A 25,843-nucleotide genomic window follows, 5' to 3' on the forward strand; every position below is an offset into this window, starting at 1 on the left:
ATGAGAAAAGCCCTGGGCCGGATTTCCTTCGGGACGGCTCGGACGCCGAGGTCGCGCGCCACGCACACACCTGACCGGTGCGACGCGGTGCCTCAGGACCTCAGACGAGCAACGTCCTTCTCCAATCGACGGCAACAGGACCGCTGCAAACGGTAGGAGGGGCCGGGACACCTGTCAACGAAATAATGGGTGGGCCCGAGCCCCCCGGAAGGAGGCCCCCGTGCCCGACGGTTCGCTCTCGCTGTCCGCCCGGCTCTACCTGCTGGCCTGGGACACCAAGCGGCTGAAGATCACCGGCACCGCCCAACTGCACCATCTGGTCCGGGCCGGCGCCCTGACCGAGCTGGCCCAGCGCGGACTGCTCGTCGACGACGACGGCATTGCCGCACCCGCCAACTTGGACACCGACACCGGGGACCCGGTGCTCGACGGACTGCTCGAACTCGTCCGGGAGTCCCGGCCCCGCCGCTGGAAGACCTGGGTGACGCTGCACGCCCGGACCACCCTCGACGCCGTGCGGGAGCAGCTGGCCGCCGAAGGGTTTCTGCGCGCCGAGCGGCGCCGGGTCCTCGGTGTCTTTTCGTCCGTGGACTACGCCCTGGAGCGCGTCGCCGTCGTGGACGCGCTGCGGGAGGAGGCACGCCGGGCGCTGGAGGGCCCGGTGCCGGCCGCGGAGGTCTCCGAACGCGACGCGGCCGTCGTCGCCCTCGCGGCCGCCGCCGAACTGCGCACCCTGGTCCCCGCCAAGGACCGCAAGCGCCACCGGCAGCGCATCGAGGAGCTGACCGAGCGCAGTGGAGCCGCGGCCCCCGCGCTGCGCAGGGTGGTGCGCGAGGTGAGCGCGGCGGTGGTCATGGCGACCACGGCGGCCTCCGCCGCCGCGGCGAGCGGCTGACCGGGACCGTCGGGGCCCCGGGGCCGTCACCCCGGACGCCCCGCCCCACCCGGACGCCGTCTACCTCGGCGGCATCCTCTCCACCCTCGAACCGTTCGTCGCCGCGGTGCGCAGCAAGATCTACGAGAGCTGCCACCCGCTGGTGACCCAACACCTCACCATCGAGCGGGCCAGTCCACGGGCCCCGCACCGGTTGGGGGCCGTCAGCAGGCGTCCCGCATCAGCTCCGCCAGATCATGGTCCAGGTCGAACTGGAGGTGCTCCAGACCGAGCGGCACCAGCTCGCTCGTGGCCTCCAGGAAGCGCCGTATCTCACCGCTGCGGACGTGCACCACGGCCGTGCCCTCGGGGGCATGGAACTCCAGGACGGTGCGGTCGAAGCCGTACGGCCGCACCCGTACGTCGCCGTCGCCCTCGGGCTCCCGCAGACCGGCCGCCAGCAGGTCACGGGCGAAGAGCCAGCAGACGTCCACGCCTTCGAGGGTGGCCGGGGCCGGGAAGGTCATCCGGACGGCGAACGGGTCGCGCCGGTCGTAGCGCAGCGTGGCGGGAATGCTGGGCATCCGTGGCGTGGCGGAGACCAGGCGCGCCTCCACGAACTGCTCGATGTCGGTGGACAAGGCCTTGCTCCCTTGTGACGGCCGGACGAACCTCCGGTCGGATGAGGCCGGGCACTGGAAGAGACGACGGAAGCCGCCGATCCGTGCACACGAGGAGCGAGTGACCTCCGTCACCGCGTTCATTCACGGACGTGACACGGCTCTCGCGTCGCTCGACTGGACGACTGGATATCGCCCGATATGGCGAACCGATCCAGAATTGCCGGTATCCGTTCCTTGCACAGAGAGGAAGTGAACGGCATGCCACGCGGTTCCAGTTCCAAGCGCGAGCGCCAGTACGAGCACATCAAGCAGAGCGCGCAGGACCGGGGGGAGAGCACCGAACGCGCCAGGGAGATCGCCGCGCGCACGGTGAACAAGGAGCGTGCCCGCAGCGGCGAGTCGAAGACCGCCGGCCGCACCTCCACCCAGGACATGTCCTCCGGCAGGCGGGGCGGGCAGCGTTCGGGCCGGGGCTCCGAGGGGCCCACCTACGACCAGCTCTACGAGGAGGCCAAAAGGCGCAACATCCACGGCCGCTCGGACATGAACAAGCAGCAGCTGCGGCAGGCCCTGGGCAGAGGCTGACCACCGGTGCCCAGCCGGGCGGGCCCGCCTCCGGTCAGGAACGCGGGCCCGCCCCGTCATGCCGTACCCGGTGGCCGTACGCTCGGCCCATCATGACGACGACCGTACGCGTTCCCGCGGGCTGGCCCGCCACCGAGGAGCAGGCCCGCGCCGTCCAGGACGAGTTGCGCGAACGGGTGGTGCGGGACGAGCCGGGCCCGCCGCCCGGTACGGGCCACGTCACGGGGGTCGACGTGGCCTACGACGACGAGCGGGACCTCGTCGCGGCGGCGGCCGTCGTCCTGGACGCGGCCACCCTGCGCGTCGTCGCCGAGACCACCGCCGTCGGGCGGATCTCCTTCCCGTACGTGCCCGGGCTGCTGGCCTTCCGTGAGATCCCCACCGTGCTCGCCGCGCTGGACGCCCTGCCCTGCCCGCCCGGCCTGGTCGTCTGCGACGGCTACGGACTGGCCCACCCCCGGCGCTTCGGACTGGCGAGCCACCTCGGTGTGCTGACCGGACTGCCGACGATCGGCGTCGCCAAGAACCCGTTCACCTTCACCCACGAGGATCCGGACACCCCGCGCGGCAGCGCCTCCCCGCTGCTCGCCGGCGCCGACGAGGTCGGCCGGGCCCTGCGCACCCGGGACGGCGTCAAGCCGGTCTTCGTCTCCGTGGGCCACCGGGTGAGCCTGGACAACGCCTGCGCGCACGCCCTCGCCCTCACCCCGCACTACCGCCTCCCGGAGACGACCCGCCGCGCCGACGCCCTGTGCCGCCGCGCCCTGCGCGAGGCCACGGAGGACAGGGCCTAGGGTCACGGGGGCGCGGGGTCGCGTGTCCGTCTCCGGGGCCCAGCTCCGAGGCCCGGCTCCGGGGTCCGGGTCCGAGGCCCGGTTCTGAGTACACCATCTGAGTATCCGTACGGATGTGGCCACCAGGGGCCCCTGGGCAGGCTGTGGCACATGACGACGCACCGTTCCCACAAGCCCCTCGCCGACCCGGCCCGCCCCGTCGAGCGTGCCGTGAACACCGCCCTGATCCTCGCCGCACTGGCCGGGCTCGGCTGGATAGCCGGGATGATCTGGACCGTGGCCGACTGGTCGCTGTAGCCCGGTCGGGTCTAGCGGCTCGTCGCGATCCGGAACGTGATGCCCGCCCGGCGCAGGCGGTCGATGAGGGCGTCGCCCATGGCCACCGCCGTGGTGACCTGGCCCGCCGTCGGCGGGAGGTCGTCGAGCGCCAGTGCGAGCGCCGACTCGGCGAACATCTTCGCCGACTCGCCGTACCCTGGGTCGCCGCCCGCCACCTCGGTGAACACCCGCCGTCCGCCACCCTCGCCCACGAACCGCACCGAGAACCAGCTCCTGGCCCGCTTCTCCGCGCTGGGCCCCTCACCGGGCTGCAGCCGTCCGGACAACCAGCGCCGGGCGGGCGGCAGTTGGGCGGCGGCCAGGACCGCGCCGAGGGCGGCGGCACCGCCCACGGCGACCGGCAGGTGCCGCACGGCCGCATAGTGGCGGTAGCGGAAGTCCGGGCCGTAACGTTCCAGCACGCGCGCGGAGCGCCGCACGATCTGCGGATCGATGGTCGGCAGCGGCACCGCCCAGGCGCCCACCTCCCCGGCGAACCGCGGCGCGCCCGTCGGCGTGACCGCCCGCCGCCCCAGCAGCCGGGGCTCGTGCCGCGCCCGGTCCCGCGCGGCGGCCCGGACCCGCAGGGGGCGGGCGAACTGGCTGAGTGCCGACGCGAGGGTCCCACCCGAGAAGGCGGCGTCCGCCCGGACGAATCCGTCCACGGTCAGCGGTACGCCCTCCGGCAGCTGCCGAACGGTGAAGTACACACCCAGGTCGGGCGGTATGGAGTCGAAGCCGCAGGCGTGCACCAGGCGTGCCCCGGTCTCGCGCGCGCGTGCGTCGTGCCGGACGTACACCAGGTCCACGAACTCGGGCTCGCCGCACAGGTCCAGGTAGTCCGTGCCGCTGTCGGCGCAGGCGGCGACGAGTTCCTCGCCCACGGCCGCGTACGGGCCCACGGTGGTGGCCAGCACGCGCGCCTGCCGGGCGAGGGCGCGCAGGGAGTCCGGGTCGGCCGCGTCCGCGCGCAGCACTCCGACGGACGCACCCGAGGGCAGTCGCTCGCGCAGTTCCCGGAGCCGTTCCTCGCTGCGTCCGGCGATGGCCCAGCGCAGCCCTTCCGGGGCGTGCGCGGCGAGGTACTCGGCGGTGAGCGCCCCCACGAAGCCGGTGGCTCCGAAGAGGACGATGTCGTACGGACGGTCGGAGTTCCTCAGCCTGCTCATGACACTCCTTGCTCTCACAGCCCGCGCCGCTGTCCGTGGCCGAGGCTAGCGTGAGGAGTGCGCGGTCCGGCGGCGAGGGCCCGGCGGTGAAGGCGCGGCGGTGCGGGATATGGCCACGAGGCCACCGGGTACGCCTCGGCTAAGCGCTTGCTCGCCAAGGGCTTGTATCCGCTGGAACACGTTCTTAGCATCATCGGTGTTACATCGGTTGTGTCACAGTGAGGGGACCTGATGGCAACGGCAGAGGCGGCGGGGCGGCACGGCCCGCTGACCGGTGTGCGCGTGGTCGAGCTGGCCGGCATCGGCCCCGGCCCGTTCGCCGCGATGCTGCTGGCCGACCTGGGCGCCGACGTCGTCAGGGTGGACCGCCCCGGCGGCGCCGGACTGGGCATCGACCCCGCCCACGACATCACCAACCGCAACAAGCGCTCCGTGGTCGTCGACCTGAAGTCCCCGGGCGGCCCCGCCCGCGTCCTCGACCTCGCCGCCCGCGCCGACATCCTCATCGAGGGCTACCGACCCGGCGTCGCCGAGCGCCTCGGCGTCGGCCCCGCGGCCTGCCACGCCCGCAACCCGCGGCTGGTCTACGGCCGGATGACCGGATGGGGCCAGGACGGGCCGCTCGCCCCGCGCGCGGGACACGACATCGCCTACATCGCCGTGACCGGCACCCTCGGCATGATCGGCGAACCGGACACGCCCCCGGCCGTCCCCGCCAACCTCCTCGGCGACTACGCCGGCGGCTCCCTCTACCTCGTGGTCGGCGTCCTCGCCGCCCTGCACCACGCGCGCGCGACCGGCACCGGCCAGGTCGTGGACGCCGCGATCGTCGACGGCACCGCCCACCTCTCCGCGATGATCCACGGCATGCTCGCCGCCGGCGCCTGGCAGGACCGCCGCGGGGCCAACCTCCTGGACGGCGGCTGCCCGTACTACGGCACCTACGAGACCGCGGACGGCCGGTACATGGCGGTCGGCGCCCTGGAGCAGCGGTTCTACGACGAGTTCACGGGACTGCTCGGCCTGGCGGAGCACGCCGGGGCCCGTACCGACCACACCCGCTGGGGGGAACTGCGCGAGGCGGTCGCCGCCCGCTTCAAGTCCCGCACCCAGCAGGAGTGGACCGCGGTCTTCGAGGGCTCCGACGCCTGCGTGGCCCCCGTGCTGTCGCTACGCGAGGCTCCGCACCACCCGCACCTCGCCGCCCGCGGCACCTTCACGGAGCACGCCGGCCTCAGCCAGCCCGCCCCCGCGCCCCGCTTCTCCGCCACCCCCACCGCCGTCCGCACCGGCCCCGCCCGGCCCGGCGACGGCACGGCGGCCGTGGCCCGCGACTGGGACCTGCCCGCACTCCTGGAGGACGGGACGGACGGGATGGACGGGAACCGCGGGATGGTCGGGACGGACGGGAAGGCAGATGACGGGGAGGACGGCTCCTGACGGACCCACGACCACGACACGTTCCCCCGACCCGCCCCGGCTCCTCCCCACCGCCCCCAGGACACCACCCTCGTCGAAAGGCTTGTCAGTGAGCACCGAAGCGTACGTGTACGACGCGATCCGCACCCCGCGCGGGCGCGGCAAGGCCAACGGCGCCCTGCACGGCACGAAGCCCATCGACCTGGTCGTCGGCCTCATCCACGAGATCCGCGACCGCTTCCCCGGACTCGACCCGGCCGCCGTCGACGACATCGTGCTCGGCGTCGTCGGCCCGATCGGCGACCAGGGCTCCGACATCGCCCGGATCGCCGCCATCGCCGCGGGACTGCCGGACACGGTGGCCGGTGTGCAGGAGAACCGCTTCTGCGCCTCCGGCCTGGAGGCCGTCAACCTGGCCGCCGCCAAGGTGCGCTCCGGCTGGGAGGACCTGGTCCTCGCGGGCGGCGTCGAGTCGATGTCCCGGGTGCCGATGGCCTCCGACGGCGGCGCCTGGTTCAACGACCCGATGACCAACCTCGCCGTCAACTTCGTACCGCAGGGCATCGGCGCCGACCTGATCGCCACCATCGAGGGCTTCTCCCGGCGGGACGTCGACGAGTACGCGGCCCTGTCCCAGGAGCGCGCGGCCACCGCCTGGAAGGAGGGCCGCTTCGACGGCTCCGTCGTCCCGGTCAGGGACCGCAACGGGCTCGTCGTCCTCGACCACGACGAGCATCCGCGCCCCGGCACCACCGCCGACTCGCTGGCGGCGCTCAAGCCGTCCTTCGCGGACATCGGCGAGCTGGGCGGCTTCGACGCCGTCGCCCTGCAGCAGTACCACTGGGTGGAGAAGATCGACCACGTCCACCACGCGGGCAACTCCTCCGGCATCGTGGACGGCGCCTCGCTCGTCGCGGTCGGCTCCCGCGAGGTAGGCGAGCGGTACGGACTCACCCCCCGCGCGCGGATCGTCTCCGCCGCCGTCTCCGGCTCCGAGCCCACCATCATGCTCACCGGACCCGCTCCCGCCACCCGAAAGGCGCTCGCCAGGGCCGGCCTGACCATCGACGACATCGACCTCGTCGAGATCAACGAGGCGTTCGCGGCGGTCGTGCTGCGCTTCGTGAAGGACATGGGCCTGTCCCTGGACAAGATCAACGTCAACGGCGGCGCCATCGCGCTGGGCCACCCGCTCGGCGCCACCGGCGCGATGATCCTCGGCACCCTCGTCGACGAACTGGAGCGCCAGGACAAGCGCTACGGCCTCGCGACCCTCTGCGTCGGCGGCGGCATGGGCGTCGCCACGATCGTCGAGCGCGTCTGACCCGCCCCCAGCGGCGCCCTCAGAACCCAGACTTCAACGGAGACCCCGACATGACCGAGAGCACCACCATCCGCTGGGAGCAGGACGAAACCGGCGTGGTCACCCTCGTCCTCGACGACCCCGACCAGTCCGCGAACACCATGAACCAGGCGTTCCGCGACTCCCTCGCCGCCGTCGCCGACCGGCTGGAGACGGAGCGGGAATCCGTCCGCGGCATCATCCTCACCTCCGCGAAGAAGACCTTCTTCGCGGGCGGCGACCTGCGCGACCTGATCCGGGTCACCCCGGACACCGCCCAGGAGCTCTTCGACGGCGGCCTCGCGCTCAAGCGGAACCTGCGCCGTATCGAGACCCTGGGCAAGCCGGTCGTCGCCGCGATCAACGGCGCGGCCCTGGGCGGCGGTTACGAACTCGCCCTGGCCTGCCACCACCGGATCGCGCTCGACACCCCCGGTACGAAGATCGGCTGCCCCGAGGTGACCCTCGGCCTGCTTCCCGGCGGCGGCGGGGTCGTCCGCACCGTACGGTTGCTGGGCATCACCGACGCCCTGCTCAAGGTGCTGCTCCAGGGCACCCAGTACAACGCGCGGCGCGCCCAGGAGAACGGGCTCGTCGACGAAGTGGTCACCTCTCAGGACGAGTTGCTGGCCAGGGCTCGCGCCTTCATCGACGCCAACCCCGAGTCCGGGCAGCCCTGGGACAAGCCCGGCTACCGCATCCCGGGCGGCACCCCTGCGAACCCGAAGTTCGCCGCCAACCTGCCCGCGTTCCCGGCCAGCCTGCGCAAGCAGACGAACGGCGCCCCCTACCCGGCCCCGCGCAACATCCTGGCCGCCGCCGTCGAGGGCTCCCAGGTCGACTTCGAGACCGCCCAGGTCATCGAGGCCCGCTACTTCGTGGAACTGGCGGCGGGGCAGACCTCGAAGAACATGATCCAGGCGTTCTTCTTCGACCTCCAGGCCGTCAACTCCGGCGCCAGCCGGCCCCAGGGCGTCGAACCCCGCCAGGTCCGCAAGGTGGCCGTCCTCGGCGCCGGGATGATGGGCGCGGGCATCGCCTACGCGTGCGCCCGCGCGGGCATCGAGGTCGTCCTGAAGGACGTGTCCCCGGAGGCCGCCGCCAAGGGCAAGGGCTACTCGGAGAAGCTGTGCGCCAAGGCCGTCGCCAAGGGCCGTACCAGCCAGGAGAAGGCGGACGCGGTGCTCGCCCGCATCACGCCCACCGCGGAGGCCGCCGACCTCGCGGGCTGCGACGCGGTGATCGAGGCCGTCTTCGAGGACCCGGCGCTCAAGCACAAGGTGTTCCAGGAGGTCGAGCAGGTCGTCGCGCCGGACGCGCTGCTGTGCTCCAACACCTCCACCCTGCCGATCACCCTGCTCGCCGAAGGCGTGGAGCGCCAGGCCGACTTCATCGGGCTGCACTTCTTCTCACCCGTGGACAAGATGCCCCTGGTCGAGATCATCAAGGGCGAGCGCACCGGCGACGAGGCGCTGGCCCGCGCCTTCGACCTGGTCCGGCAGATCAACAAGACCCCGATCGTCGTCAACGACTCGCGTGGTTTCTTCACCTCCCGGGTCATCGGCCAGTTCATCAACGAGGGCGTGGCGATGGTCGGCGAGGGCATCGAGCCGGCGTCCATCGAGCAGGCGGCGGCCCAGGCGGGCTACCCGGCCAAGGTGCTGTCCCTGATGGACGAGCTGACCCTCACCCTGCCCCGGAAGATCCGGGCCGAGTCGCGGCGGGCGGTGGAGGAGGCGGGCGGCACCTGGACCCCGCACCCCGCGGACGCGATCGTCGACCGCATGGTCGACGAGTTCGGCCGCACCGGCCGCAGTGGCGGCGCCGGCTTCTACGACTACGGCGAGGACGGCGCTCGTGCCGGACTGTGGCCGGGTCTGCGTGAGCACTTCACGACACCGGGGTACGAGATCCCGTTCCGGGACATGCAGGAGCGCATGCTCTTCGCCGAGGCGCTCGACACGGTCAGGCTCCTGGAGGAGGGCGTCCTGACCTCCGTCGCAGACGCCAACATCGGCTCGGTCCTCGGCATCGGCTTCCCGGGCTGGACCGGCGGGGTGCTGCAGTACATCAACGGCTACGACGGCGGCGCCGGGGCAGGGGCCGGTCTGCCCGGCTTCGTGGGACGCGCGCGGGAACTCGCCGAGCGCTACGGCGAGCGGTTCACCCCGCCGGCGCTGCTGGTGGCGAAGGCGGAGAAGGGGGAGACCTTCACCGACGCGCGCTGACGGGCCGCTCAGCCGGACGGCGGCTCCTGAGGCTCCCGGGGATCCGCTCCCCGGGGGCCCTCCCGTCCGGCAGTGTCCAGCCACTCCCGCAGCTCCTCCTTCAGCGAGCGCTGGAAGGTGGTGAGCAGGGCCTGCACCACCAGGGGGTGCATATGGGCGGAGAGGGACTTCACGTCGCGGGTGTCGCGTTCGGCGACGGCGTCGCGCAGCAGCTTCGACAGCTCGTGGGCGGCCGTGCGCGCGTGCTCGGTCAGCACCGTGCGGGCGGCGAGGATCGTCTCCTGGGACAGGGGTACGTCGAGGAGCTCCACGCCGAGTCGCAGCAGACCGGAGTCGACGCGGAAGGACTCGCCGTCGGCCTCGACGACGTTCATCGCGGCCAGCCGCCGGACGTCCTCCTCGGTGAGCGACCGGCCGGCCCGGCGCTCCAGCTCCCGCCGGGACAGCGACTCCACGGTGTCCGGCGCCCAGGACGCGACCACCGCGCGGTGGATGGCGAGGTCGTGCGGGGTGAGGTCCGGCGGCAGCTGCCGCAGATGGCGTTCGATCGCGGCGAGCGTCATGCCCCGCAGCTGCATCTCCTCGATCAGCGCCAGGCGCGCCAGGTGCTCCTGGCCGTAGCGGCCCACCCGGCGCGGGCCGATCACCGGCGGCGGCAGCAGGCCCCGGCCGCTGTAGAAGCGGACCGTGCGCACCGTGACGCCGGCCCGTGCGGCCAGCTCGTCGATCGTGAGGGTCGGCTCGTCGGCGTCGGTCGTCATCGCAGCAGTATCGCTGTCCCACCGACGCTGTGAAAGCCCTGACCTGCGGGTGTACGGCTGGTGGCCGATGAGTGAATGACGCGTGTGAGAAGTCCCGCTCTGTGACGTACGCCATCGCAGGGGAATCGACCGCCAGGGAAGCTGCCGTTCTGGTCTGTGCCGCGACATGGGTGGTGCGGGCCGCGACACGTACGGACACCCGGGCGCACGCTGCCCGGGGCACCAGAAAGTGGAACCACCCTTGAGCAAGGATGCCGTGCCCACGGCACAGGTCGCCTCCCACCCCCAGGCGACCGGGACGCCCGCCGACGCGGGCGACGCCGGATACAGCAAGGACCTCAAGCACCGCCACGTCAACATGATCGCCATCGGCGGGGCGATCGGCACCGGCCTCTTCCTCGGCGCGGGCGGCCGCCTGCACAACGCGGGACCCGCGCTGGCGCTGGCCTACCTCGTCTGCGGCGTCTTCGCGTTCTTCGTCGTCCGGGCCCTCGGCGAGCTGGTCCTGTACCGGCCCTCGTCCGGCTCGTTCGTGTCGTACGCGCGCGAGTTCCTCGGCGAGAAGGGCGCCTACGTCGCCGGCTGGATGTACTTCCTGAACTGGTCGACGACCGGTATCGCCGACATCACGGCGATCGCGCTCTACACGCACTACTGGAGCATGTTCACGTCCGTCCCGCAGTGGGTGCTCGCGCTGATCGCCCTCGCCGTGGTCCTCGCCGTGAACCTGATCTCGGTGAAGATCTTCGGCGAGATGGAGTTCTGGTTCGCGATCATCAAGGTCGCCACCCTGGTCGGCTTCATGCTGATCGGCGTCTTCCTGCTGGCCACGCAGCACGACGTCGGCGGCCGGACCCCGGGCCTGAGCTCCATCACCGACCACGGCGGGTTCTTCCCGCACGGCGTGATGCCGGTCGTCCTCGTCATGCAGGGCGTGATCTTCGCCTACTCCGCCCTGGAGATGATCGGTGTCGCCGCCGGTGAGACCGCCGAGCCGGAGAAGATCATCCCGCGCGCGGTGAACTCGATCATGTGGCGGGTGGGCCTGTTCTACGTCGGCTCGGTCATCCTGCTCGCCCTGCTGCTGCCCGGTTCGGTCTATTCGGCCGGGGAGAGCCCCTTCGTCACCGTCCTGTCGAGGATCGGCGTCCCGGCGGCCGGCGACGTCATGAACCTCGTCGTCCTCACGGCCGCCATGTCGTCGCTGAACTCCGGCCTGTACACCACCGGCCGCATCCTGCGCTCCATGGCCGCGGCGGGCTCCGCTCCGAAGTTCACCGGGGTGATGAGCCGCACCCGGGTCCCCTACGGCGGCATCCTCCTGACGTGCGCGGTCTGCGTACTCGGCGTCGGCCTGAACTACCTCATGCCCAGCCAGGCCTTCGAGATCGTGCTGAACGTCGCCTCCCTCGGCATCGTCAGCACCTGGGTGACCATCATGATCTGCCACCTGGTCTTCGTCCGCCGCGCCAAGGCCGGCCTGCTCACCCGCCCGCACTTCCGCCTTCCCGGCAGCCCGGTCACCGAGATCGCCACGATCGCCTTCTTCGTCGGCTGTCTTGCCATGATGTGGAACGACCCCGAGGTGGGCCGCAAGACCCTCCTGCTGATCCCGCTGATCGCCCTGCTCCTGGTGGCCGGCTGGTTCGGCGTCCGCCGCCGCGTCTCCCGGACGGCCGATCGGGAGCTCTCCGAAATCACGGAGTAACGGCCCCACCCCGCTGTCAGTGCCACCCCGTACGGTGGCGTCATGCCGGAGATCACATACATCCGGGGTGACGCCACCGCGCCCTCGGCCGAGGGCGTCAAAGTGATCGCCCACGTCTGCAACGACATCGGCGGCTGGGGGAGGGGCTTCGTCCAGGCCCTCTCCCGGCGCCGGCCGGAGCCGGAGGCCGCCTACCGGGCCTGGCACCGGGACCGTGCGGACAACGACTTCGGCCTTGGTGCCGTCCAGCTCGTCCGGTTGGAGCCGGATGTGTGGGTGGCCAACATGATCGGCCAACGCGGCATCCGGCGGAGAGGCGAGGCCGTCGCGCCCGTGCGGTACGGGGCGATCGACACCGCACTGGACCGGCTCGCCGTCCGTGCGGTCGAGCTCGGCGCGTCCGTCCACATGCCCCGAATAGGCTGCGGCCTGGCCGGCGGCACCTGGGACCGGATCGAGCCGCTGATCGACGAACGGCTGGTGCGCCGGGGGATCGCGGTGACGGTGTACGACCACGAGGGATGAGGCCGGGCGGCCCGGGGTCTGTCCCTGCCGCCCGGCCGTGGTTCACCTCGTGTGCACGTCGTTCGTCGCCTCGATCTTCTTCCACGACCTCGGCTGCTCGGGAGCCGCCGCCGTCTTCGCAACGGAGGCCGCGCGCGCCGCGGGTGCGGCCGGCTTGGACGGCTGGAACAGCCAGGTGTCGAAGAGGGCCGCGAGCGGCTTGCCGGAGACCTTCTCGGCGTACTTCTGGAAGTCGGCCACGGAGGCGTTGCCATAGGCGTGCTTCTTCGGCCAGCCCTTCAGGAGGGCGAAGAACGCCTTGTCGCCGATCTCGTTGCGCAGCGCCTGGACGGCGAGCGCGCCCCGGTCGTAGACCGCGATGTCGAACTGGTCGTCCGGACCCGGGTCGCCCGGCGCGACCGTCCAGAAGGGGTCGTCGGCGGGGTGCGAGGCGTACACCCAGTCCGCCAGCTCCTGCGCGGTGCCCTCGCCCTCGTGCTCGGACCACAGCCACTGGGCGTAGCGCGCGAAGCCCTCGTTGATCCAGATGTCCTTCCAGCCCTTGAGCGACACGCTGTCGCCGTACCACTGGTGGGCCAGCTCGTGCACGACGACGGACGTGTTGGAGCCGTTCGCGAACTGCCTCGGGCTGTAGTACACCCGGGTCTGCGTCTCCAGCGCGTACCCGGTCGTCGTGTTCGGCACGTAGCCGCCGGCCGAGCTGAACGGATACGGCCCGAAATAGCCGCTCAGCCAGTCGACGATCTCCCCGGTGCGCTCGACGCTCGCCCGCGCCGCCCCGGCGTTGTCGCCGAGGTCCCTGCTGTAGGCGTTGAGGACGGGGACGCCGTCCTCCGAGGTGCCCGTCGTGATGTCGAACTTCCCGATCGCGAGCGTGGCCAGATACGTGGCCTGCGGCTTGTTCTGGCGCCAGTTGTACCGGGTCCAGCCGAGCTGCGAGCTCGTCGACTGGAGGGTGCCGTTGGAGATCGCCTGCGTGCCGTCCGGCACGGCCACCGACACGTCGTAGGTGGCCTTGTCGCTCGGATGGTCGTTGCTCGGGAACCACCACCAGGCCGCCTCCGGCTCGTCCGCCGCGATCCCGCCGTCCGGGGTGCGGTGCCAGGTGGTGAAGCCGTACGCGCTCTTCTTGGACGGCACCCCGCTGTAGCGGACCACCACCGTGATCGGCGTGTTCCTGGCCAGCGGCTTCTTCGGGGTGACCACCAGTTCGTGCTGGCCGGAGGTGGTGAAGGCGGCCGTTGCGCCGTTGACCCGGACCTCGCTGACGTCCAGCAGGAAGTCCAGGTCGAAACTGGACAGGTCCTGCGTGGTCCGCGCCTCGATCGTCGCCGTGCCCTCCAGTTCGTCCGTGGCCGGCTGGTACTTCAGCCTGAGGTCGTAGTGGGAGACGTCGTATCCGCCATTGCCGTAGTACGGGTAGTAGGGGTCGCCGATGCCCGGTGCGCCGGGGGAGTGGCTCGCGGCCGATGCCGGGATCGCCAGCAGCAGGGTGGCCGCCGCCAGTGCGCCCGGCGCGATCAATCTGCGGTGCACGTCAGCTCCAAGTCGTAGGGACACGAGGTTCGTTCGGAGCCTATTGAGTCCCGATGGTCACAGGCATGTCCATGCCCACCGCTGTCACACGATCGCCATCCGGCCGTCATGAGTGAAACACGCTCAGGCGCCTTTACGGCCCCAGCCCGCTCAGGCGGCCGGGTACGCCAGCGCGGCCGCCCGGCGCGCACAGCCCCAGGCCACGGTGACCCCGGCCCCGCCGTGCCCGTAGTTGTGCACCAGCACCCGCCCGCCCGGCAGTTCCTCGCGCTCCAGCCGTACCGCGTGCCGGGACGGCCGTAGCCCGACCCGGTGCTCCAGCACCCGCGCCCCGGCGATCTCCGGCCGGAGGGCCGCGCACCGCTCGACGATCCGCTCGGCCACCGCCGGATCGGGCGTCAGCGACCAGTCGTCCTCCTCGGCCGTGCCGCCGAGCAGGAGCCGGCCCGGCTGCGGGAAGACGTAGGTGGGGGACTGCGAGGCGGGGTCGACGGACGTCAGCCACGTCGTGATCCCGGGGTTCTCCACGACGACGAGCTGACCGCGCACGGGACGCATCGCGGGATCGGGGACGAGTTCACGGGCGCCGAGGCCGGCGCAGTTCACGACGACGGGGGCGTCGACCGCCGCCAGATCGGTCACTTCCCGTTCCTCCACGATGCCGCCCGCCGCGGTCAACCGCTCCCGCAGCCACGGCAGATGAGCCGACATGTCGATCAGCGGAAGCCGCGCCCACAGCGCCGTGCCCGCCGCCCACTCCCCGGCGTGCGCCGGGCGCAGACCGGGCACCCGCGACGCCCACGGCCCCAGCGAGTCGAGCCGCGTCCCGCCGTGCACGCCCTCGACCAGGCGTACGCCCGTCTCGTCGGGACGCCCGGCCAACTCCTCGTACACCGCCAGGGATTCGAGCGACCACTCCCCGACGAGCGACTCCGGCTCGATCCGGTACGGCCACCACAGCGCACCGGCGACCGCCGACGTCGTCCGCTCGGCCGGCTCACGCGTCCACACCCGCACCCGCCGGCCGCGCTCGGCCAGCACGACGGCCGTCGTCAGCCCGATGACGCCGCCGCCGACCACCGTCACCTCGATACCCGGCCCACTGTCCACGCGGCGCACGGTAGCGGAAGGCGCACACCGTGCTCACCTCGCCCCCGGGCCGGGAATACTCATGGCATGCCTGCCGAGTACACGACCTTCGGCCTGGCCCCGGCGACGCGTCCCGGGGAGATCCTCGCCGACGGCGGTCACCAGCTCCACCGGGACTTCGTGGACTTCGTCGTGGACGGACGGCCCCTGCTCTTCCGGCTCGCCGACCTGGACGCGGTCTCCCCGCTCGCCTCCGACATCCCGCCCGCGATCCTCGCCGACCAGGTGCGCGGCCTGCTGCTGGAGAGCGAGGCGCCGCTGCCGGGCGGCCGGTACCTCGTCTACGGCTGCCCCGAGTGCGAGGACCTGGCCTGCGGCGCGGTCACCGCCGTCATCGAGAGGGCGGGCGCCGACGAGGCGGACTACGTCTGGCGGGACTTCGCCTGGCAGACGGACGAACACGCCGACCTGGAACGGGACGGCTACCACGGCATCGGCCCGTTCCGCTTCGCCGGAGCCGAGTACCGCGCGGCACTGCGCGCGCTGCTGGACGGCGGCGGCCCCGCGCCCCGCCGCCGGGTGCTGCTCGTCGGGGCCCGGGTCGCCGCCCTCGCCAGACTCGCCGCCGCCCTGCGCGCCATCGGCATCGGCGCCGACATCACCCGCGACGCGCTCCACGTCCACGCCGACGAACTGCGCCAGTACGGTGCCGTCGCCTTCGGTCCGGCGGTCGGCCCGGCTGAACGCGCCGCCGTCCGGGGCGCCTTCGAGCGCGCGGGCGCCGACGTGGCCTACGTCGACGGGCCGGCCCCCATCGTGCCGCTCCTGGTCGCCCAGATCGAACAGGCCCTGGACCGCGGTCCCGTGGAGCGGCGCCGGCTGACCCGGCTGGCGGCCGCAGACGGCGTGGCGGACGTCGAGGTCACCTCCGCCTGCCGGGTCCGGCTCACCGTCCACCGCCTCGACCGGTTCCACCGCAGCCACACCCAGGAGGTCTTCGACGGCGTCCTGGAGCCGGGCCGGCACCGGCTCGCGCTGGACGCCGGGGCGGTGAAGGGCAGGTCCTTCGTGGTGGCGCGGACGGCAGGGGGCGTGATGGTGGCGGCGGTGGCGCACTGAGCGCGCCGGGGCACGGCCATTAGGATCGGTCCTCTGATGACTGCCACCCTCGTTGCCAAGAACCTCGCCGCCGGGCACGGCGACCGCGCGCTGTTCGCCGGACTGGACCTCGTCGTCGCGCCCGGGGACGTGATCGGGCTGGTCGGCGCCAACGGCGCGGGCAAGTCCACACTGCTCAGGATGCTCGCCGGGCTGAGCACCCCGGAGCAGGGCGAGATCACCCTGTCCCCGCCGACGGCGAGCGTCGGGCACCTTCCCCAGGAGCCGGAGCGGAGGCCAGGGGAGACCGTACGGGAGTTCCTCGCCCGGCGCACCGGGGTGGCCGGGGCCCAGCGGGCGATGGACGAGGCCACGCAGGCTCTCGTCGAGGGAGCGCCGGGCGCGGACGACGCGTACGCGACCAGCCTGGAGCGGTGGCTCGGCCTCGGCGGCGCCGACCTCGACGAACGCGCCGAGGAGGTCGCCGACTCGCTCGGCCTGGCCGTCGGCCTCGACCAGCCCATGACGTCCCTCTCGGGCGGCCAGGCGGCCCGCGCCGGACTCGCCTCGCTGCTGCTGTCCCGCTACGACGTCTTCCTGCTCGACGAGCCGACCAACGACCTCGACCTGGCCGGCCTGGAGCGCCTGGAGCGGTTCGTGACCGGGCTGCGCGCCGGGACGGTCGTCGTCAGCCACGACCGCGAGTTCCTTGTGCGTACCGTCACCAAGGTCCTCGAACTCGACCTCGCCCAGGGCCGGATCAACCTCTACGGCGGCGGATACGCGGCCTATCTGGAGGAGCGGGAGGTGGCCCGCCGGCACGCCCGCGAGGACTACGAGGAGTACGCCGACAAGCGGGCCGCCCTCCAGGACCGTGCCCAGACACAGCGCGCCTGGATGGACAAGGGCGTGAAGAACGCCCGGCGCAAGGCGGGCAGTGACAACGACAAGATCGGCCGCAAGTTCCGCAGCGAGGCCAGTGAGAAGCAGGCCGCGAAGGCGCGCCAGACCCAGCGCATGATCGAGCGCCTCGAGGTCGTCGAGGAGCCCCGCAAGGAGTGGGAGCTGCGCATGGAGATCGCGTCGGCCCCGCGGTCGGGCGCGGTCGTCGCCACGCTCCGGGACGCGGAGGTGCGCCGCGGCGGCTTCGTGCTCGGCCCGGTGTCCCTCCAGATCGACTGGGCGGACCGGGTGGCGGTCACGGGCGCCAACGGCGCGGGCAAGTCGACGCTGCTGGGCGCGCTGCTGGGGCGGATCCCGGTGGACGCCGGGCACGCTGCCCTGGGCTCCGGTGTGCTGGTCGGCGAGGTCGACCAGGCCCGCCGCCTCTTCCACGGTCCCGAGTCCCTGCTGGACGCCTTCTGCGCGGCGGTTCCGGACACCGAGCCGGTGGAGGCGCGCACGCTGCTCGCCAAGTTCGGCCTGAAGGCGGACCATGTGACGCGTCCCGCCGCGACGCTCTCCCCGGGCGAGCGCACCCGGGCCGCGCTCGCCCTCCTCCAGGGCCGGGGCGTCAACCTCCTGGTTCTGGACGAGCCCACCAACCACCTGGACCTGCCGGCCATCGAGCAACTGGAATCGGCCCTGGACTCCTACCAGGGCACCCTCCTGCTGGTCACCCACGACCGTCGCATGCTCGACGCCGTACGCGTCACCCGCCGGCTGGAGGTCGCCGCGGGCAAAGTGACGGAACGCTAGTGCCGTGACCCGAAAGGTTTGCCGGGCGTCGCGCGCCGGTGAACCTTTCCGGTCGCAGCACTAGGCCATTTCCTGCCTTGGCCGGACCCGCGGTGAACGCTCCGACGCGGGGTCTTACACTCGGTCACCGTTGCCCGGCGGAACGAAACCGCAGATCGGAAGGCATGGTCACCCATGTTCCAAGACGCCCCCATTTATCACCAACTCGTAGCCGAGCGAGGCGACGTGCCCGCACGCGTACGGGACGCGGCCACGGCCATACACAGGCAACTCGAGGACGTGATGCGAACAGGGCGGCCCAACGCCGCCCTCCAGCCAGGCCCGCCGCCCCCAGGCGCGACCCCACGCCCCCACTCGGAACTCCCCCCGGGCCAGCACCCGCCGCGATAACGCCTCCGCTGCCACGAGCCGGGCCAACGGGTGGCCCCTGTCGCCCCGTCGACGGTCCTGCCGCTACGGGGCGGTCAACGGCCCCAGCTGGTACAGCCCGGTCAACTGCCCCCAGCCACCGGCCGGTCAACTGCGCACTGCCATCGGCCGGTCAGAGGGCTGACAGATGGCAGTCGGCCGGCGATCCGTTGCTGCGGGTCGGTCGACTGGCCGCAGCCATCAGCCCGTCAGGGGCACGCCGCCACCAGCCGGTCAACTGCCTCGCCGCCCGACCGGTGAAGGGGTGGCCGGTAGCAGTCGGGTGACGACCGCTGCTACGGGTCGGGCAACGGCCTGCCGACACTGGCCTGCCAACGGGTCGCTGTTGTCGACCCGTTGATGGTCAGCCGCCACGGGGCGGTCTACGGCTCACCCGGGTTCAGCCGGGTCAACTGCCGCCGCCGGCCGACGACTACCAGCTTGTCAGTGGCGCGCCACCACCGGCGGCTCGACTGCCCGCCGCCACCGGCCCGCCGACCCCGGCCGTCCGGCCCGGACCCGCCCACCGGCTGTGAGGCGAGTCCGGGGCGGATGGGTCAGCGGCGGGTGTTCTTCGAGTCGAGGAGGCCCGCGCGGCGCAGGGCGTCGGCCATCGCGCTGTTGGCGGGCGGGGGTGCCTGGCGGGAGCCGCCGCCACCGCCGCCGCGGCCCTGGCGCTGCTGCGGCGGGCGCCCACCGCGCCGGCGGCGCTCGCCGCCGTCGCCCTGCCCTTGACGGTCCTGCGCCGCCGCCTCGTCGTCCAGACGCAGCGTCAGCGAGATCCGCTTGCGCGGGATGTCGACCTCCAGCACCTTCACCTTGACGATGTCACCGGGCTTGACGACGTCCCGCGGATCCTTCACGAACTGCTTCGACATCGCCGAGACGTGCACCAGACCGTCCTGGTGGACGCCGACGTCGACGAACGCGCCGAAGGCCGCCACGTTCGTCACCACGCCCTCCAGGACCATTCCGGACACCAGGTCGGAGATCTTCTCGACGCCCTCCTTGAAGGTGGCCGTCTTGAACGCGGGCCGCGGGTCGCGCCCCGGCTTCTCCAGCTCCCGCAGGATGTCCGTCACCGTCGGCAGACCGAACGTGTCGTCCACGAAGTCGGCCGCCCTGAGCGAGCGCAGCACCGCGGTGTTGCCGACGAGCGAGGCGACCTCCTGGCCCGCGGTCTTCACCATCCGGCGGACCACGGGGTAGGACTCGGGGTGCACGCTGGAGGAGTCCAGCGGGTCGTCGCCGCCGCGGATCCGCAGGAAGCCCGCGCACTGCTCGTAGGCCTTCGGACCGAGCCGCGAGACGTTCTTCAGCTGCGCCCGCGACGTGAACGGCCCGTTGGCGTCCCGGTGGGCCACGATGTTCTCCGCGAGCCCCGAGGTGACGCCGGAGACGCGCGCGAGCAGCGGCACCGACGCGGTGTTCACGTCCACGCCGACGCCGTTCACACAGTCCTCGACCACCGCGTCCAGGGAGCGGGACAGCTTCACCTCGGACAGGTCGTGCTGGTACTGGCCGACACCGATCGACTTGGGGTCGATCTTGACCAGTTCGGCCAGCGGGTCCTGGAGCCGGCGGGCGATGGAGACCGCGCCGCGCAGGGAGACGTCCATGTCGGGCAGTTCTCGCGAGGCGTACGGCGACGCCGAGTACACCGAGGCGCCCGCCTCCGACACCATCACCTTGGTGAGCTTCAGCTCCGGGTGCCTGGTGATGACATCGGCGGCCAGCTTGTCGGTCTCCCGGGACGCCGTGCCGTTGCCGATCGCGATCAGCTCGACCGCGTGCTCCTTGGCCAGCCGGGCCAGCTTGGCGACGGCCTCGTCCCACCGGTTGGCCGGCACATGCGGGTGGACGACGTCGGTGGCGACGACCTTGCCGGTCGCGTCGACCACGGCGACCTTCACACCCGTACGGAACCCGGGGTCCAGGCCGAGGGTCGAGCGGGTGCCGGCCGGCGCGGCGAGCAGCAGGTCGCGCAGGTTGGCCGCGAACACGTTCACCGCCTCGTCCTCCGCGGCCGTGCGCAGCCGAAGGCGCAGGTCGATGCCCAGGTGGACGAGGATCCGGGTGCGCCAGGCCCAGCGGACCGTGTCCTGGAGCCACTTGTCGGCGGGTCGGCCGCGGTCGCCGATCCCGAACCGGCGGGCCACCATCCCCTCGTACGAGGACGGGCCGTCCACCGGCTCCTCCGGCTCCAGGACGAGGTCCAGGACCTCCTCCTTCTCGCCCCGCAGCATCGCCAGGATCCGGTGCGAGGGCAGCTCGGTGAACGGCTCGGCGAAGTCGAAGTAGTCGGCGAACTTGGCGCCCGCCTCCTCCTTGCCCTCCCGCACCTTGGCGGCCAGCCGCCCGCGCCCCCACATGCGCTCGCGCAGCTCGCCGATCAGATCGGCGTCCTCCGAGAACCGCTCGGTGAGGATCGCCCGCGCGCCGTCCAGGGCCGCCTGCGGATCGGCGACGCCCTTGTCCGCGTCGACGAAGGCGGCGGCCGCCGCCAGCGGATCCACGCCCGGGTCGCCGAGCAGGCCCTCGGCCAGCGGCTCCAGGCCCGCCTCCCGGGCGATCTGCGCCTTGGTCCGCCGCTTCGGCTTGTACGGCAGGTACACGTCCTCCAGCCGCGCCTTGGTCTCGGCGCCGCGGATCTGCGCCTCCAGTTCCTCGGTGAGCTTGCCCTGCTCGCGCACCGACTCCAGGATCGCCGTCCGCCGGTCCTCCAGTTCCCGCAGATAGCGCAGCCGCTCCTCGAGCGTGCGTAGTTGCGCGTCGTCGAGCATCTCGGTCGCTTCCTTGCGGTAGCGGGCGATGAAGGGCACCGTCGAACCGCCGTCCAGCAGCTCCACGGCGGCCTTGACCTGCCGCTCCCGTACGCCGAGCTCCTCGGCGATCCTGCCCTCGATGGACGCTGTGAGGGGTGTCGTCACGATCCCGTACCGCCTTCTCCACTCCGGTGTGCGCCGCAATTGTGGCAGGCCCCGCCGACAACCGGGCCGCAGGGCGCCATCCGGCGAGGCGCACCCCTGCCGCCGCTCGCACCGGCGGAGACGGGGCGGGGTGTGGCGGGAAAGGTGGGAAACCCGTCATTGCGGCCATCCTCCGGCGCGCGAAGAATCGGTCGCATGGCGCAGCGAACCGTTCTCGTCGTCCTCTTCGACGGCGTCCAGAGTCTCGACGTCACCGGCCCCGTGGAGGTCTTCGCCGGTGCCGACCGGCACGTACCGGGGGCGTACCGCATCCACACGGCCTCCCTGGACGGCGGTCCCGTACGCAGCTCCAGCGGCCTGACCCTGGTACCGGACTCGCCGCTCGCCGAGGCGCCCGTGCCGCACACGCTGCTCGTGCCCGGTGGGGAGGGCACCCGCCGGCCGGACCAGCGTCTGGTCGACTGGGTCCGCGCGCACGGGCCGGGGGCCGCGCGCCTGGTCTCGGTGTGCACCGGCGCGATCCTGCTGGCCGAGGCGGGCCTGCTGGACGGCCGCCGGGCCACGACCCACTGGGCGTACTGCGCCAAGCTGGCCCGTGACCATCCCGCCGTCGAGGTCCACGCCGACCCGGTCTACGTGCGCGACGGGCACGTGGCGACATCGGCCGGCGTGACCTGCGGCATCGACCTGACCCTCGCGCTCGTCGAGGAGGACCTCGGCCGCGACGTCGCGCTGAGCGTCGCCCGCCACCTGGTGGTCTTCCTGCGCCGGCCCGGCAACCAGGCCCAGTTCAGCGCCCAGCTCGCCGCGCAGACGGCACGGCGCGAGCCCCTGCGGGACGTACAGCAGTGGATCACCGAGCATCCGGCGGACGAGCTGTCCGTCGAGGCGCTCGCCGCCCGTGCCCGCCTCTCGCCGCGCCACTTCGCCCGCGCGTTCCGGGCGGAGACCGGTACGACCCCTGGCCGCTACGTCGACCGGGTCCGCCTCGAACACGCCCGCCGGCTGCTGGAGGACACCGCCGACGGCGTCGAGGAGATCTCCCGCGCCAGCGGCTACGGCACACCGGAGGCCATGCGGCGCGCGTTCGTCAAGGCGCTGGGCGCCGCCCCGGCCGAGTACCGGCGGCGGTTCCGCCCCGCTCCCGCCACCACCTGACACCCACCGGAGGGAAATCCGTGCAGATCGCCATCGTCCTCTTCGACCGCTTCACCGCCCTGGACGCCGTGGGCCCGTACGAGACCCTCAGCAGGCTCCCCGGCGCGCGGACCGTCTTCGTCGCCGAACGGACCGGCCCCGTCCGCACCGAGACCGGGCACCTCGCGCTCACCGCCGACCGGACCCTGGACGAGGTCACGGACCCCGGCATCGTTGTCGTCCCGGGCGGCCCCGGCCAGGCGTCGCAGATGGAGAACGAGACCCTGCTGGACTGGCTGCGCACCGCCGACGCCACCAGCTCCTGGACCACCTCCGTGTGCACCGGTTCGCTGCTGCTGGCGGCCGCCGGACTCCTGGACGGGCGCCGCGCCACCTCGCACTGGCTGGCCCTCGACCAGCTGAGGCGCTTCGGTGCCGAGCCCACGGGGGAGCGGGTCGTCTTCGACGGCAAGTACGTCACGGCCGCCGGCGTCTCCTCGGGCATCGACATGGGCCTGACACTGCTCGGCCGGATCGCCGGCGACGAACAGGCCCAGGCCGTCCAACTGCTGACCGAGTACGACCCTCAGCCGCCCTACGACGCCGGATCCCCGGAGAAGGCGCCCGCGCACCTCGTCGAGGAGTTCCGCACCAACAGCCGCTTCGTGCTGACGTAGGCGGCCGACTACCGCACGCTCCAGGTGAACCGGGGGGTCCGGCGTTCCAGGAACGCGGCGACCCCCTCCGCGGTGTCACCGTTCTCGTGTGCCTGCTCGGCCCAGTGGGCGTCGCGGTCCGTGCGGCCGTCCGCGAACTCCTTCGCCGCGGCCTGCGTCAGCTGCGAGCGCGCGGTGAGGATCCTGGTGAACTCCGTGATCCGCTTGGCGAGTTCGCCCTCCGGCAGCAACTCGTCGACCAGGCCGGTGCGCAGCGCGCGCTCCGCGTCGATCAACTCGCCCGAGAAGAGCAGGTACTTGGCGGTCGCCGGGCCCACCAGGGAGACCAGGCGGCGGGTGGAGGAGGCGGGGTAGACGATGCCCAGCTTGGCCGGCGTCACCCCGAACAGCGCGCCCGCCTCGGCGAACCGCAGGTCGCAGGCCGCCGCGAGCTGGGCGCCGCCGCCCACGCAGTACCCGCGCACCGCGGCCAGCGTCGGCTTGGGGAACGCGGCGAGCGCCTCCTCGGCCTGCCCCGCCAGGCGCTGCGCCTCCCGCGGCGAGCCGCGCAGCGTGGAGATGTCGGCACCGGCGCAGAACGTCGCGCCCGACCCGGTCAGCACCAGCGCCCGGACGTCCGGATCGGCCGCGAGGCCGTCCAGGAGCGGTGGCAGCGCCCGCCACATCGCGGCGGTCATCGCGTTGCGCTTGGCCGGGTGGTGGACCACGACGGTGGCCACCGCGTCGGTGACGTCGTGCAGCAACTGCGGCTCCATGCGCCGGATGCTATCCGCCGGGCCGAGCGTTTGATCAAGAAGGGGCGGGGGAGAGTTACGACACGGCAACAAACGGAACAAAAGGTGGAAACCGGGGGGATCGTGCGGCTTTGAGGAGGCGCCGATGGCCAGGTTCACCAAGCCCCGCAGCGAGACGGCGAGGATGCGCCGCGGTTTCGGCTGGCTCGCCGGACTGGGGGTGCTCCTGGTGGTCGCCGGACTCGTCGGGCTCGTCTACACGGCCGCCGTCACGCTGACCTCCATGCTCCTGTTCGGCTGGCTGCTGCTGATCGGCGGTCTTGTCGGGCTGCTGCACGCGGTCCAGGCGCGCGGCTCGAACTTCTTCTGGCTCGGCGTCATCGTGGCCGCCCTGAACATCGCGGCGGGCGTGGTGGTCATCGGACATCCGCACGCGACCGCCGCCGCGCTCACCATGTTCGCGGCCCTGCTGTTCCTGACCGGCGGCCTGTTCCGGGTGGTCGGCAGCGTCGTGGTGCGCGGCCCCCAGTTCGGCTGGACGTTGCTGCTGGGCGCCTTCTACCTGCTGCTGGGCATCATGGTGCTGGCCTCCTGGCCGAGCAGCAGCCAGTACGTCATCGGCGCGTTCCTCTCCCTCGCCCTCCTCTTCGACGGCCTCGGCCTGATCGCGACCGGCTTCGGCGGCCGCCGCATCGTCGGCATGGTCTCCGACCGGACGGCCTGACTGTGCCGTCCCGGCCGCGCCGGGCGCGGGAGACATGGACCGTACAACCCGAAAAGTTCGCGATGTCGGCGCGGACGGGACAGGAACGGTCCCTGCCGTGACGGATTCGTACGCCAACGGTCACAAGGCGCTTGAAACACGCTGACTTGTGTTCAGTCCTTGGGCTGAGAGCGGTGCGTTACCAACACTCGACGTGTGGTGACAATCGAGCGCGAGGGTGGCGACCGGACGATGGACAACCACGGGCGCGGGTACGGCTCACGCCCGGAGGGCGGCGCGGGGGCACCTCTCCACGACGTACCGCCGGATCCGCTGCCGTACGAGGGGGTCTGGCGGTTCACCGCGCCCGCCGCCGACGCCTCGGTCCCGCAGGCCCGGCACGCGGTCCGGGACCTGCTGCTGCGCCAGGGCGTCCCGGTCTCGGACGACCTGGTCCACGGCCTGCTGCTGATCGTGTCCGAGCTGGTCACGAACGCCGTACGGCACGCGGCGCTGCTGTCGCCGATGCTCGCCGTGGAGGTCGCGGTCGGCGCCGAGTGGGTGCGGGTGTCCGTGGAGGACAACCACCCCTACCGCCCGACCGCCCTGGAGACCGACCACGGGCGGACCGGCGGGCGCGGGCTGCTCCTGGTCCGTGAGATCGCGCGGGAGGCCGGCGGGGTCTGCGACGTCGAGCACACCGCGAGCGGCGGCAAGGTGATCTGGGCCGCCCTGCCGCTCAAACCGGCGCACCAGCTGGAACAGCACCCCTGAGGTCCGGCTTACCAGCCGGCGGGACCCGTCAGTTCCCTGATCGCGGGACGGGCCGCGTCCAGCACGGTCGGGAACCAGACGGAGAAGGTGTCCCGCGCGTGCCGCTCCGCCAGCTCGGCGGGCGTCACGAACGCCGTGGCGCCGACCTCCTCCGGGTCCGGCCGCAGCGGGGACTGCACCAGGCCGACGAAGAGGTGGTTGTACTCCTGCTCCACCAGGCCCGAGTCCGGGTCCGGGTGGTGGTAGCGGACCGTGCCCGCCTCGGCGAGCAGCGACGGGGAGATCCCCAGCTCCTCGTACGTGCGCCGGGCCGCCGCCGCCATGGGCGACTCACCGGGGTAGGGGTGGCCGCAGCAGCTGTTGGACCACACGCCGGGGGAGTGGTACTTGCCCAGCGCCCGCTGCTGGAGCAGCAGCCGGCCGCGGTTGTCGAACAGGAATACGGAGAAGGCGCGGTGCAGCCGTCCCGGTGGCTGGTGGGCGGACAGCTTCTCCGCGGTGCCGATCGTCACGCCGTCCTCGTCGACCAGTTCCAGCAAGATCGCGTCCGCGGCGCCGTTCGACGAGCTGTGCTTCGCGGTGGCAGGTGTGGTCGGCATACCCATCCTTCACTTCGGTCCTCGAGTCCCAAGTCTGCCGTACGAAACCGGCACTCCCGGCACTTCCCGGCACTCCGCATGTCCCGCGCGGCACCGTGGTCCTCGACTGTCACG

At 72.4% G+C, this 25,843-nt stretch carries 23 protein-coding genes and 1 pseudogene; 16 read left to right on the plus strand and 8 right to left on the minus strand.

What is annotated here, in order from left to right; genetic code table 11:
- Positions 1-220 precede the first annotated feature (220 nt).
- Positions 221-895: a GOLPH3/VPS74 family protein gene (locus ACWEK3_RS04065; protein WP_453248874.1), complete on the plus strand. Its 675-nt coding sequence runs from the start codon at positions 221-223 to the stop codon at positions 893-895.
- Positions 896-941: 46 nt separating this feature from the next.
- Positions 942-1,070, plus strand: a pseudogene (locus tag ACWEK3_RS04070) (ROK family transcriptional regulator); the annotation flags it as partial.
- 28 nt (positions 1,071-1,098) lie between these two features.
- Here the strand turns inward: ACWEK3_RS04070 and ACWEK3_RS04075 are convergent.
- Complete coding sequence (locus ACWEK3_RS04075) at positions 1,099-1,515, minus strand: SsgA family sporulation/cell division regulator (RefSeq protein WP_450543912.1); 417 nt, start codon at positions 1,513-1,515, stop codon at positions 1,099-1,101.
- Positions 1,516-1,755: 240 nt separating this feature from the next.
- Here ACWEK3_RS04075 and ACWEK3_RS04080 point away from each other — a divergent pair, with 240 nt between their 5' ends.
- The 3 genes from ACWEK3_RS04080 to mmpA all read left to right on the plus strand — a co-directional run bounded on the left by ACWEK3_RS04080 (position 1,756) and on the right by mmpA (position 3,173).
- The gene (locus tag ACWEK3_RS04080) at positions 1,756-2,082 is read left to right on the plus strand and encodes a plasmid stabilization protein (RefSeq protein WP_361410375.1); all 327 of its coding nucleotides are present in this window, start codon (positions 1,756-1,758) and stop codon (positions 2,080-2,082) included.
- A gap of 92 nt (positions 2,083-2,174) precedes the next feature.
- Positions 2,175-2,876, plus strand: coding sequence for an endonuclease V (locus tag ACWEK3_RS04085; RefSeq protein WP_450543911.1), 702 nt, complete (start codon positions 2,175-2,177; stop codon positions 2,874-2,876).
- Between the two features lie 150 nt (positions 2,877-3,026).
- Positions 3,027-3,173: a morphogenic membrane protein MmpA gene (mmpA, locus tag ACWEK3_RS04090; RefSeq protein WP_361410381.1), complete on the plus strand. Its 147-nt coding sequence runs from the start codon at positions 3,027-3,029 to the stop codon at positions 3,171-3,173.
- An 11-nt stretch (positions 3,174-3,184) separates the two neighbouring features.
- Here mmpA and ACWEK3_RS04095 read toward each other — a convergent pair whose 3' ends face one another.
- The gene (locus ACWEK3_RS04095; RefSeq protein WP_450543908.1) at positions 3,185-4,363 is read right to left on the minus strand and encodes a saccharopine dehydrogenase family protein; all 1,179 of its coding nucleotides are present in this window, start codon (positions 4,361-4,363) and stop codon (positions 3,185-3,187) included.
- Between the two features lie 231 nt (positions 4,364-4,594).
- Here ACWEK3_RS04095 and ACWEK3_RS04100 point away from each other — a divergent pair, with 231 nt between their 5' ends.
- The 3 genes from ACWEK3_RS04100 (at position 4,595) to ACWEK3_RS04110 (ending at position 9,352) form a co-directional block, all read left to right on the plus strand.
- On the plus strand, positions 4,595-5,803 hold the full coding sequence (locus ACWEK3_RS04100) for a CaiB/BaiF CoA transferase family protein (protein WP_450543907.1): 1,209 nt from the start codon (positions 4,595-4,597) through the stop codon (positions 5,801-5,803).
- An 88-nt stretch (positions 5,804-5,891) separates the two neighbouring features.
- Positions 5,892-7,106 carry an acetyl-CoA C-acetyltransferase gene (locus ACWEK3_RS04105; protein WP_450543906.1) on the plus strand — a complete coding sequence of 405 codons (1,215 nt, stop codon included), beginning with the start codon at positions 5,892-5,894 and terminating at the stop codon, positions 7,104-7,106.
- Positions 7,107-7,156: 50 nt separating this feature from the next.
- Positions 7,157-9,352: a 3-hydroxyacyl-CoA dehydrogenase NAD-binding domain-containing protein gene (locus ACWEK3_RS04110; RefSeq protein WP_450543905.1), complete on the plus strand. Its 2,196-nt coding sequence runs from the start codon at positions 7,157-7,159 to the stop codon at positions 9,350-9,352.
- A gap of 8 nt (positions 9,353-9,360) precedes the next feature.
- Here the strand turns inward: ACWEK3_RS04110 and ACWEK3_RS04115 are convergent, their stop codons facing one another.
- Positions 9,361-10,113 (minus strand): MerR family transcriptional regulator, encoded by a 753-nt coding sequence (locus ACWEK3_RS04115; RefSeq protein WP_450543903.1) that lies wholly within the window; start codon positions 10,111-10,113, stop codon positions 9,361-9,363.
- Positions 10,114-10,354: 241 nt separating this feature from the next.
- Here ACWEK3_RS04115 and ACWEK3_RS04120 point away from each other — a divergent pair, with 241 nt between their 5' ends.
- Positions 10,355-11,821 (plus strand): amino acid permease, encoded by a 1,467-nt coding sequence (locus ACWEK3_RS04120; protein ID WP_376543862.1) that lies wholly within the window; start codon positions 10,355-10,357, stop codon positions 11,819-11,821.
- 42 nt (positions 11,822-11,863) lie between these two features.
- On the plus strand, positions 11,864-12,346 hold the full coding sequence (locus tag ACWEK3_RS04125) for a macro domain-containing protein (protein ID WP_453248875.1): 483 nt from the start codon (positions 11,864-11,866) through the stop codon (positions 12,344-12,346).
- A 42-nt stretch (positions 12,347-12,388) separates the two neighbouring features.
- Here ACWEK3_RS04125 and ACWEK3_RS04130 read toward each other — a convergent pair whose 3' ends face one another.
- Together ACWEK3_RS04130 and ACWEK3_RS04135 are read right to left on the minus strand one after the other, a co-directional pair.
- Entirely contained in the window at positions 12,389-13,882 is a 1,494-nt protein-coding gene (locus tag ACWEK3_RS04130) for a M1 family metallopeptidase (protein WP_450543899.1), read from the minus strand.
- A gap of 150 nt (positions 13,883-14,032) precedes the next feature.
- Positions 14,033-14,992: an FAD-dependent oxidoreductase gene (locus tag ACWEK3_RS04135; RefSeq protein ID WP_388725516.1), complete on the minus strand. Its 960-nt coding sequence runs from the start codon at positions 14,990-14,992 to the stop codon at positions 14,033-14,035.
- A 66-nt stretch (positions 14,993-15,058) separates the two neighbouring features.
- On the opposite strand from ACWEK3_RS04135, the gene ACWEK3_RS04140 reads away from it, so the two are divergent.
- On the plus strand, positions 15,059-16,090 hold the full coding sequence (locus ACWEK3_RS04140) for an oxidoreductase (RefSeq protein WP_450543897.1): 1,032 nt from the start codon (positions 15,059-15,061) through the stop codon (positions 16,088-16,090).
- A gap of 36 nt (positions 16,091-16,126) precedes the next feature.
- Positions 16,127-17,767 carry an ABC-F family ATP-binding cassette domain-containing protein gene (locus ACWEK3_RS04145; RefSeq protein WP_453248876.1) on the plus strand — a complete coding sequence of 547 codons (1,641 nt, stop codon included), beginning with the start codon at positions 16,127-16,129 and terminating at the stop codon, positions 17,765-17,767.
- A 965-nt stretch (positions 17,768-18,732) separates the two neighbouring features.
- Here the strand turns inward: ACWEK3_RS04145 and ACWEK3_RS04150 are convergent.
- Complete coding sequence (locus ACWEK3_RS04150) at positions 18,733-21,105, minus strand: Tex family protein (RefSeq protein WP_453248877.1); 2,373 nt, start codon at positions 21,103-21,105, stop codon at positions 18,733-18,735.
- A 195-nt stretch (positions 21,106-21,300) separates the two neighbouring features.
- On the opposite strand from ACWEK3_RS04150, the gene ACWEK3_RS04155 reads away from it, so the two are divergent.
- The gene (locus tag ACWEK3_RS04155) at positions 21,301-22,263 is read left to right on the plus strand and encodes a GlxA family transcriptional regulator (RefSeq protein ID WP_450543891.1); all 963 of its coding nucleotides are present in this window, start codon (positions 21,301-21,303) and stop codon (positions 22,261-22,263) included.
- 20 nt (positions 22,264-22,283) lie between these two features.
- Positions 22,284-22,919, plus strand: a complete 636-nt coding sequence (locus ACWEK3_RS04160; RefSeq protein WP_453248878.1) for a DJ-1/PfpI family protein — start codon at positions 22,284-22,286, stop codon at positions 22,917-22,919.
- An 8-nt stretch (positions 22,920-22,927) separates the two neighbouring features.
- Here ACWEK3_RS04160 and ACWEK3_RS04165 read toward each other — a convergent pair whose 3' ends face one another.
- Positions 22,928-23,674, minus strand: a complete 747-nt coding sequence (locus ACWEK3_RS04165; RefSeq protein WP_453248879.1) for an enoyl-CoA hydratase/isomerase family protein — start codon at positions 23,672-23,674, stop codon at positions 22,928-22,930.
- Positions 23,675-23,798: 124 nt separating this feature from the next.
- Between ACWEK3_RS04165 and ACWEK3_RS04170 the strand changes: the two genes are divergently transcribed.
- Together ACWEK3_RS04170 and ACWEK3_RS04175 are read left to right on the plus strand one after the other, a co-directional pair.
- Positions 23,799-24,377 (plus strand): HdeD family acid-resistance protein, encoded by a 579-nt coding sequence (locus ACWEK3_RS04170; protein WP_361410425.1) that lies wholly within the window; start codon positions 23,799-23,801, stop codon positions 24,375-24,377.
- A gap of 231 nt (positions 24,378-24,608) precedes the next feature.
- Entirely contained in the window at positions 24,609-25,130 is a 522-nt protein-coding gene (locus tag ACWEK3_RS04175) for an ATP-binding protein (protein WP_361410516.1), read from the plus strand.
- 8 nt (positions 25,131-25,138) lie between these two features.
- Here ACWEK3_RS04175 and idi read toward each other — a convergent pair whose 3' ends face one another.
- A complete protein-coding gene (idi, locus tag ACWEK3_RS04180; RefSeq protein WP_361410428.1) occupies positions 25,139-25,729 on the minus strand; it encodes an isopentenyl-diphosphate Delta-isomerase in 591 nt (196 codons plus the stop codon).
- Positions 25,730-25,843 lie beyond the last annotated feature (114 nt).

This window comes from Streptomyces sp. NPDC004721 (genome assembly GCF_053601495.1).

Coding starts and splice junctions, on each gene's coding strand:
- ACWEK3_RS04080 (WP_361410375.1), top strand. CDS start 1,756: ATGCCACGCGGTTCCAGTTCCAAGCGCGAGCGCCAGTACGAGCACATC.
- ACWEK3_RS04085 (WP_450543911.1), top strand. CDS start 2,175: ATGACGACGACCGTACGCGTTCCCGCGGGCTGGCCCGCCACCGAGGAG.
- mmpA (WP_361410381.1), top strand. CDS start 3,027: ATGACGACGCACCGTTCCCACAAGCCCCTCGCCGACCCGGCCCGCCCC.
- ACWEK3_RS04095 (WP_450543908.1), bottom strand. CDS start 4,363: ATGAGCAGGCTGAGGAACTCCGACCGTCCGTACGACATCGTCCTCTTC.
- ACWEK3_RS04100 (WP_450543907.1), top strand. CDS start 4,595: ATGGCAACGGCAGAGGCGGCGGGGCGGCACGGCCCGCTGACCGGTGTG.
- ACWEK3_RS04110 (WP_450543905.1), top strand. CDS start 7,157: ATGACCGAGAGCACCACCATCCGCTGGGAGCAGGACGAAACCGGCGTG.
- ACWEK3_RS04115 (WP_450543903.1), bottom strand. CDS start 10,113: ATGACGACCGACGCCGACGAGCCGACCCTCACGATCGACGAGCTGGCC.
- ACWEK3_RS04125 (WP_453248875.1), top strand. CDS start 11,864: ATGCCGGAGATCACATACATCCGGGGTGACGCCACCGCGCCCTCGGCC.
- ACWEK3_RS04140 (WP_450543897.1), top strand. CDS start 15,059: ATGCCTGCCGAGTACACGACCTTCGGCCTGGCCCCGGCGACGCGTCCC.
- ACWEK3_RS04145 (WP_453248876.1), top strand. CDS start 16,127: ATGACTGCCACCCTCGTTGCCAAGAACCTCGCCGCCGGGCACGGCGAC.
- ACWEK3_RS04155 (WP_450543891.1), top strand. CDS start 21,301: ATGGCGCAGCGAACCGTTCTCGTCGTCCTCTTCGACGGCGTCCAGAGT.
- ACWEK3_RS04165 (WP_453248879.1), bottom strand. CDS start 23,674: ATGGAGCCGCAGTTGCTGCACGACGTCACCGACGCGGTGGCCACCGTC.
- ACWEK3_RS04170 (WP_361410425.1), top strand. CDS start 23,799: ATGGCCAGGTTCACCAAGCCCCGCAGCGAGACGGCGAGGATGCGCCGC.
- ACWEK3_RS04175 (WP_361410516.1), top strand. CDS start 24,609: ATGGACAACCACGGGCGCGGGTACGGCTCACGCCCGGAGGGCGGCGCG.
- idi (WP_361410428.1), bottom strand. CDS start 25,729: ATGCCGACCACACCTGCCACCGCGAAGCACAGCTCGTCGAACGGCGCC.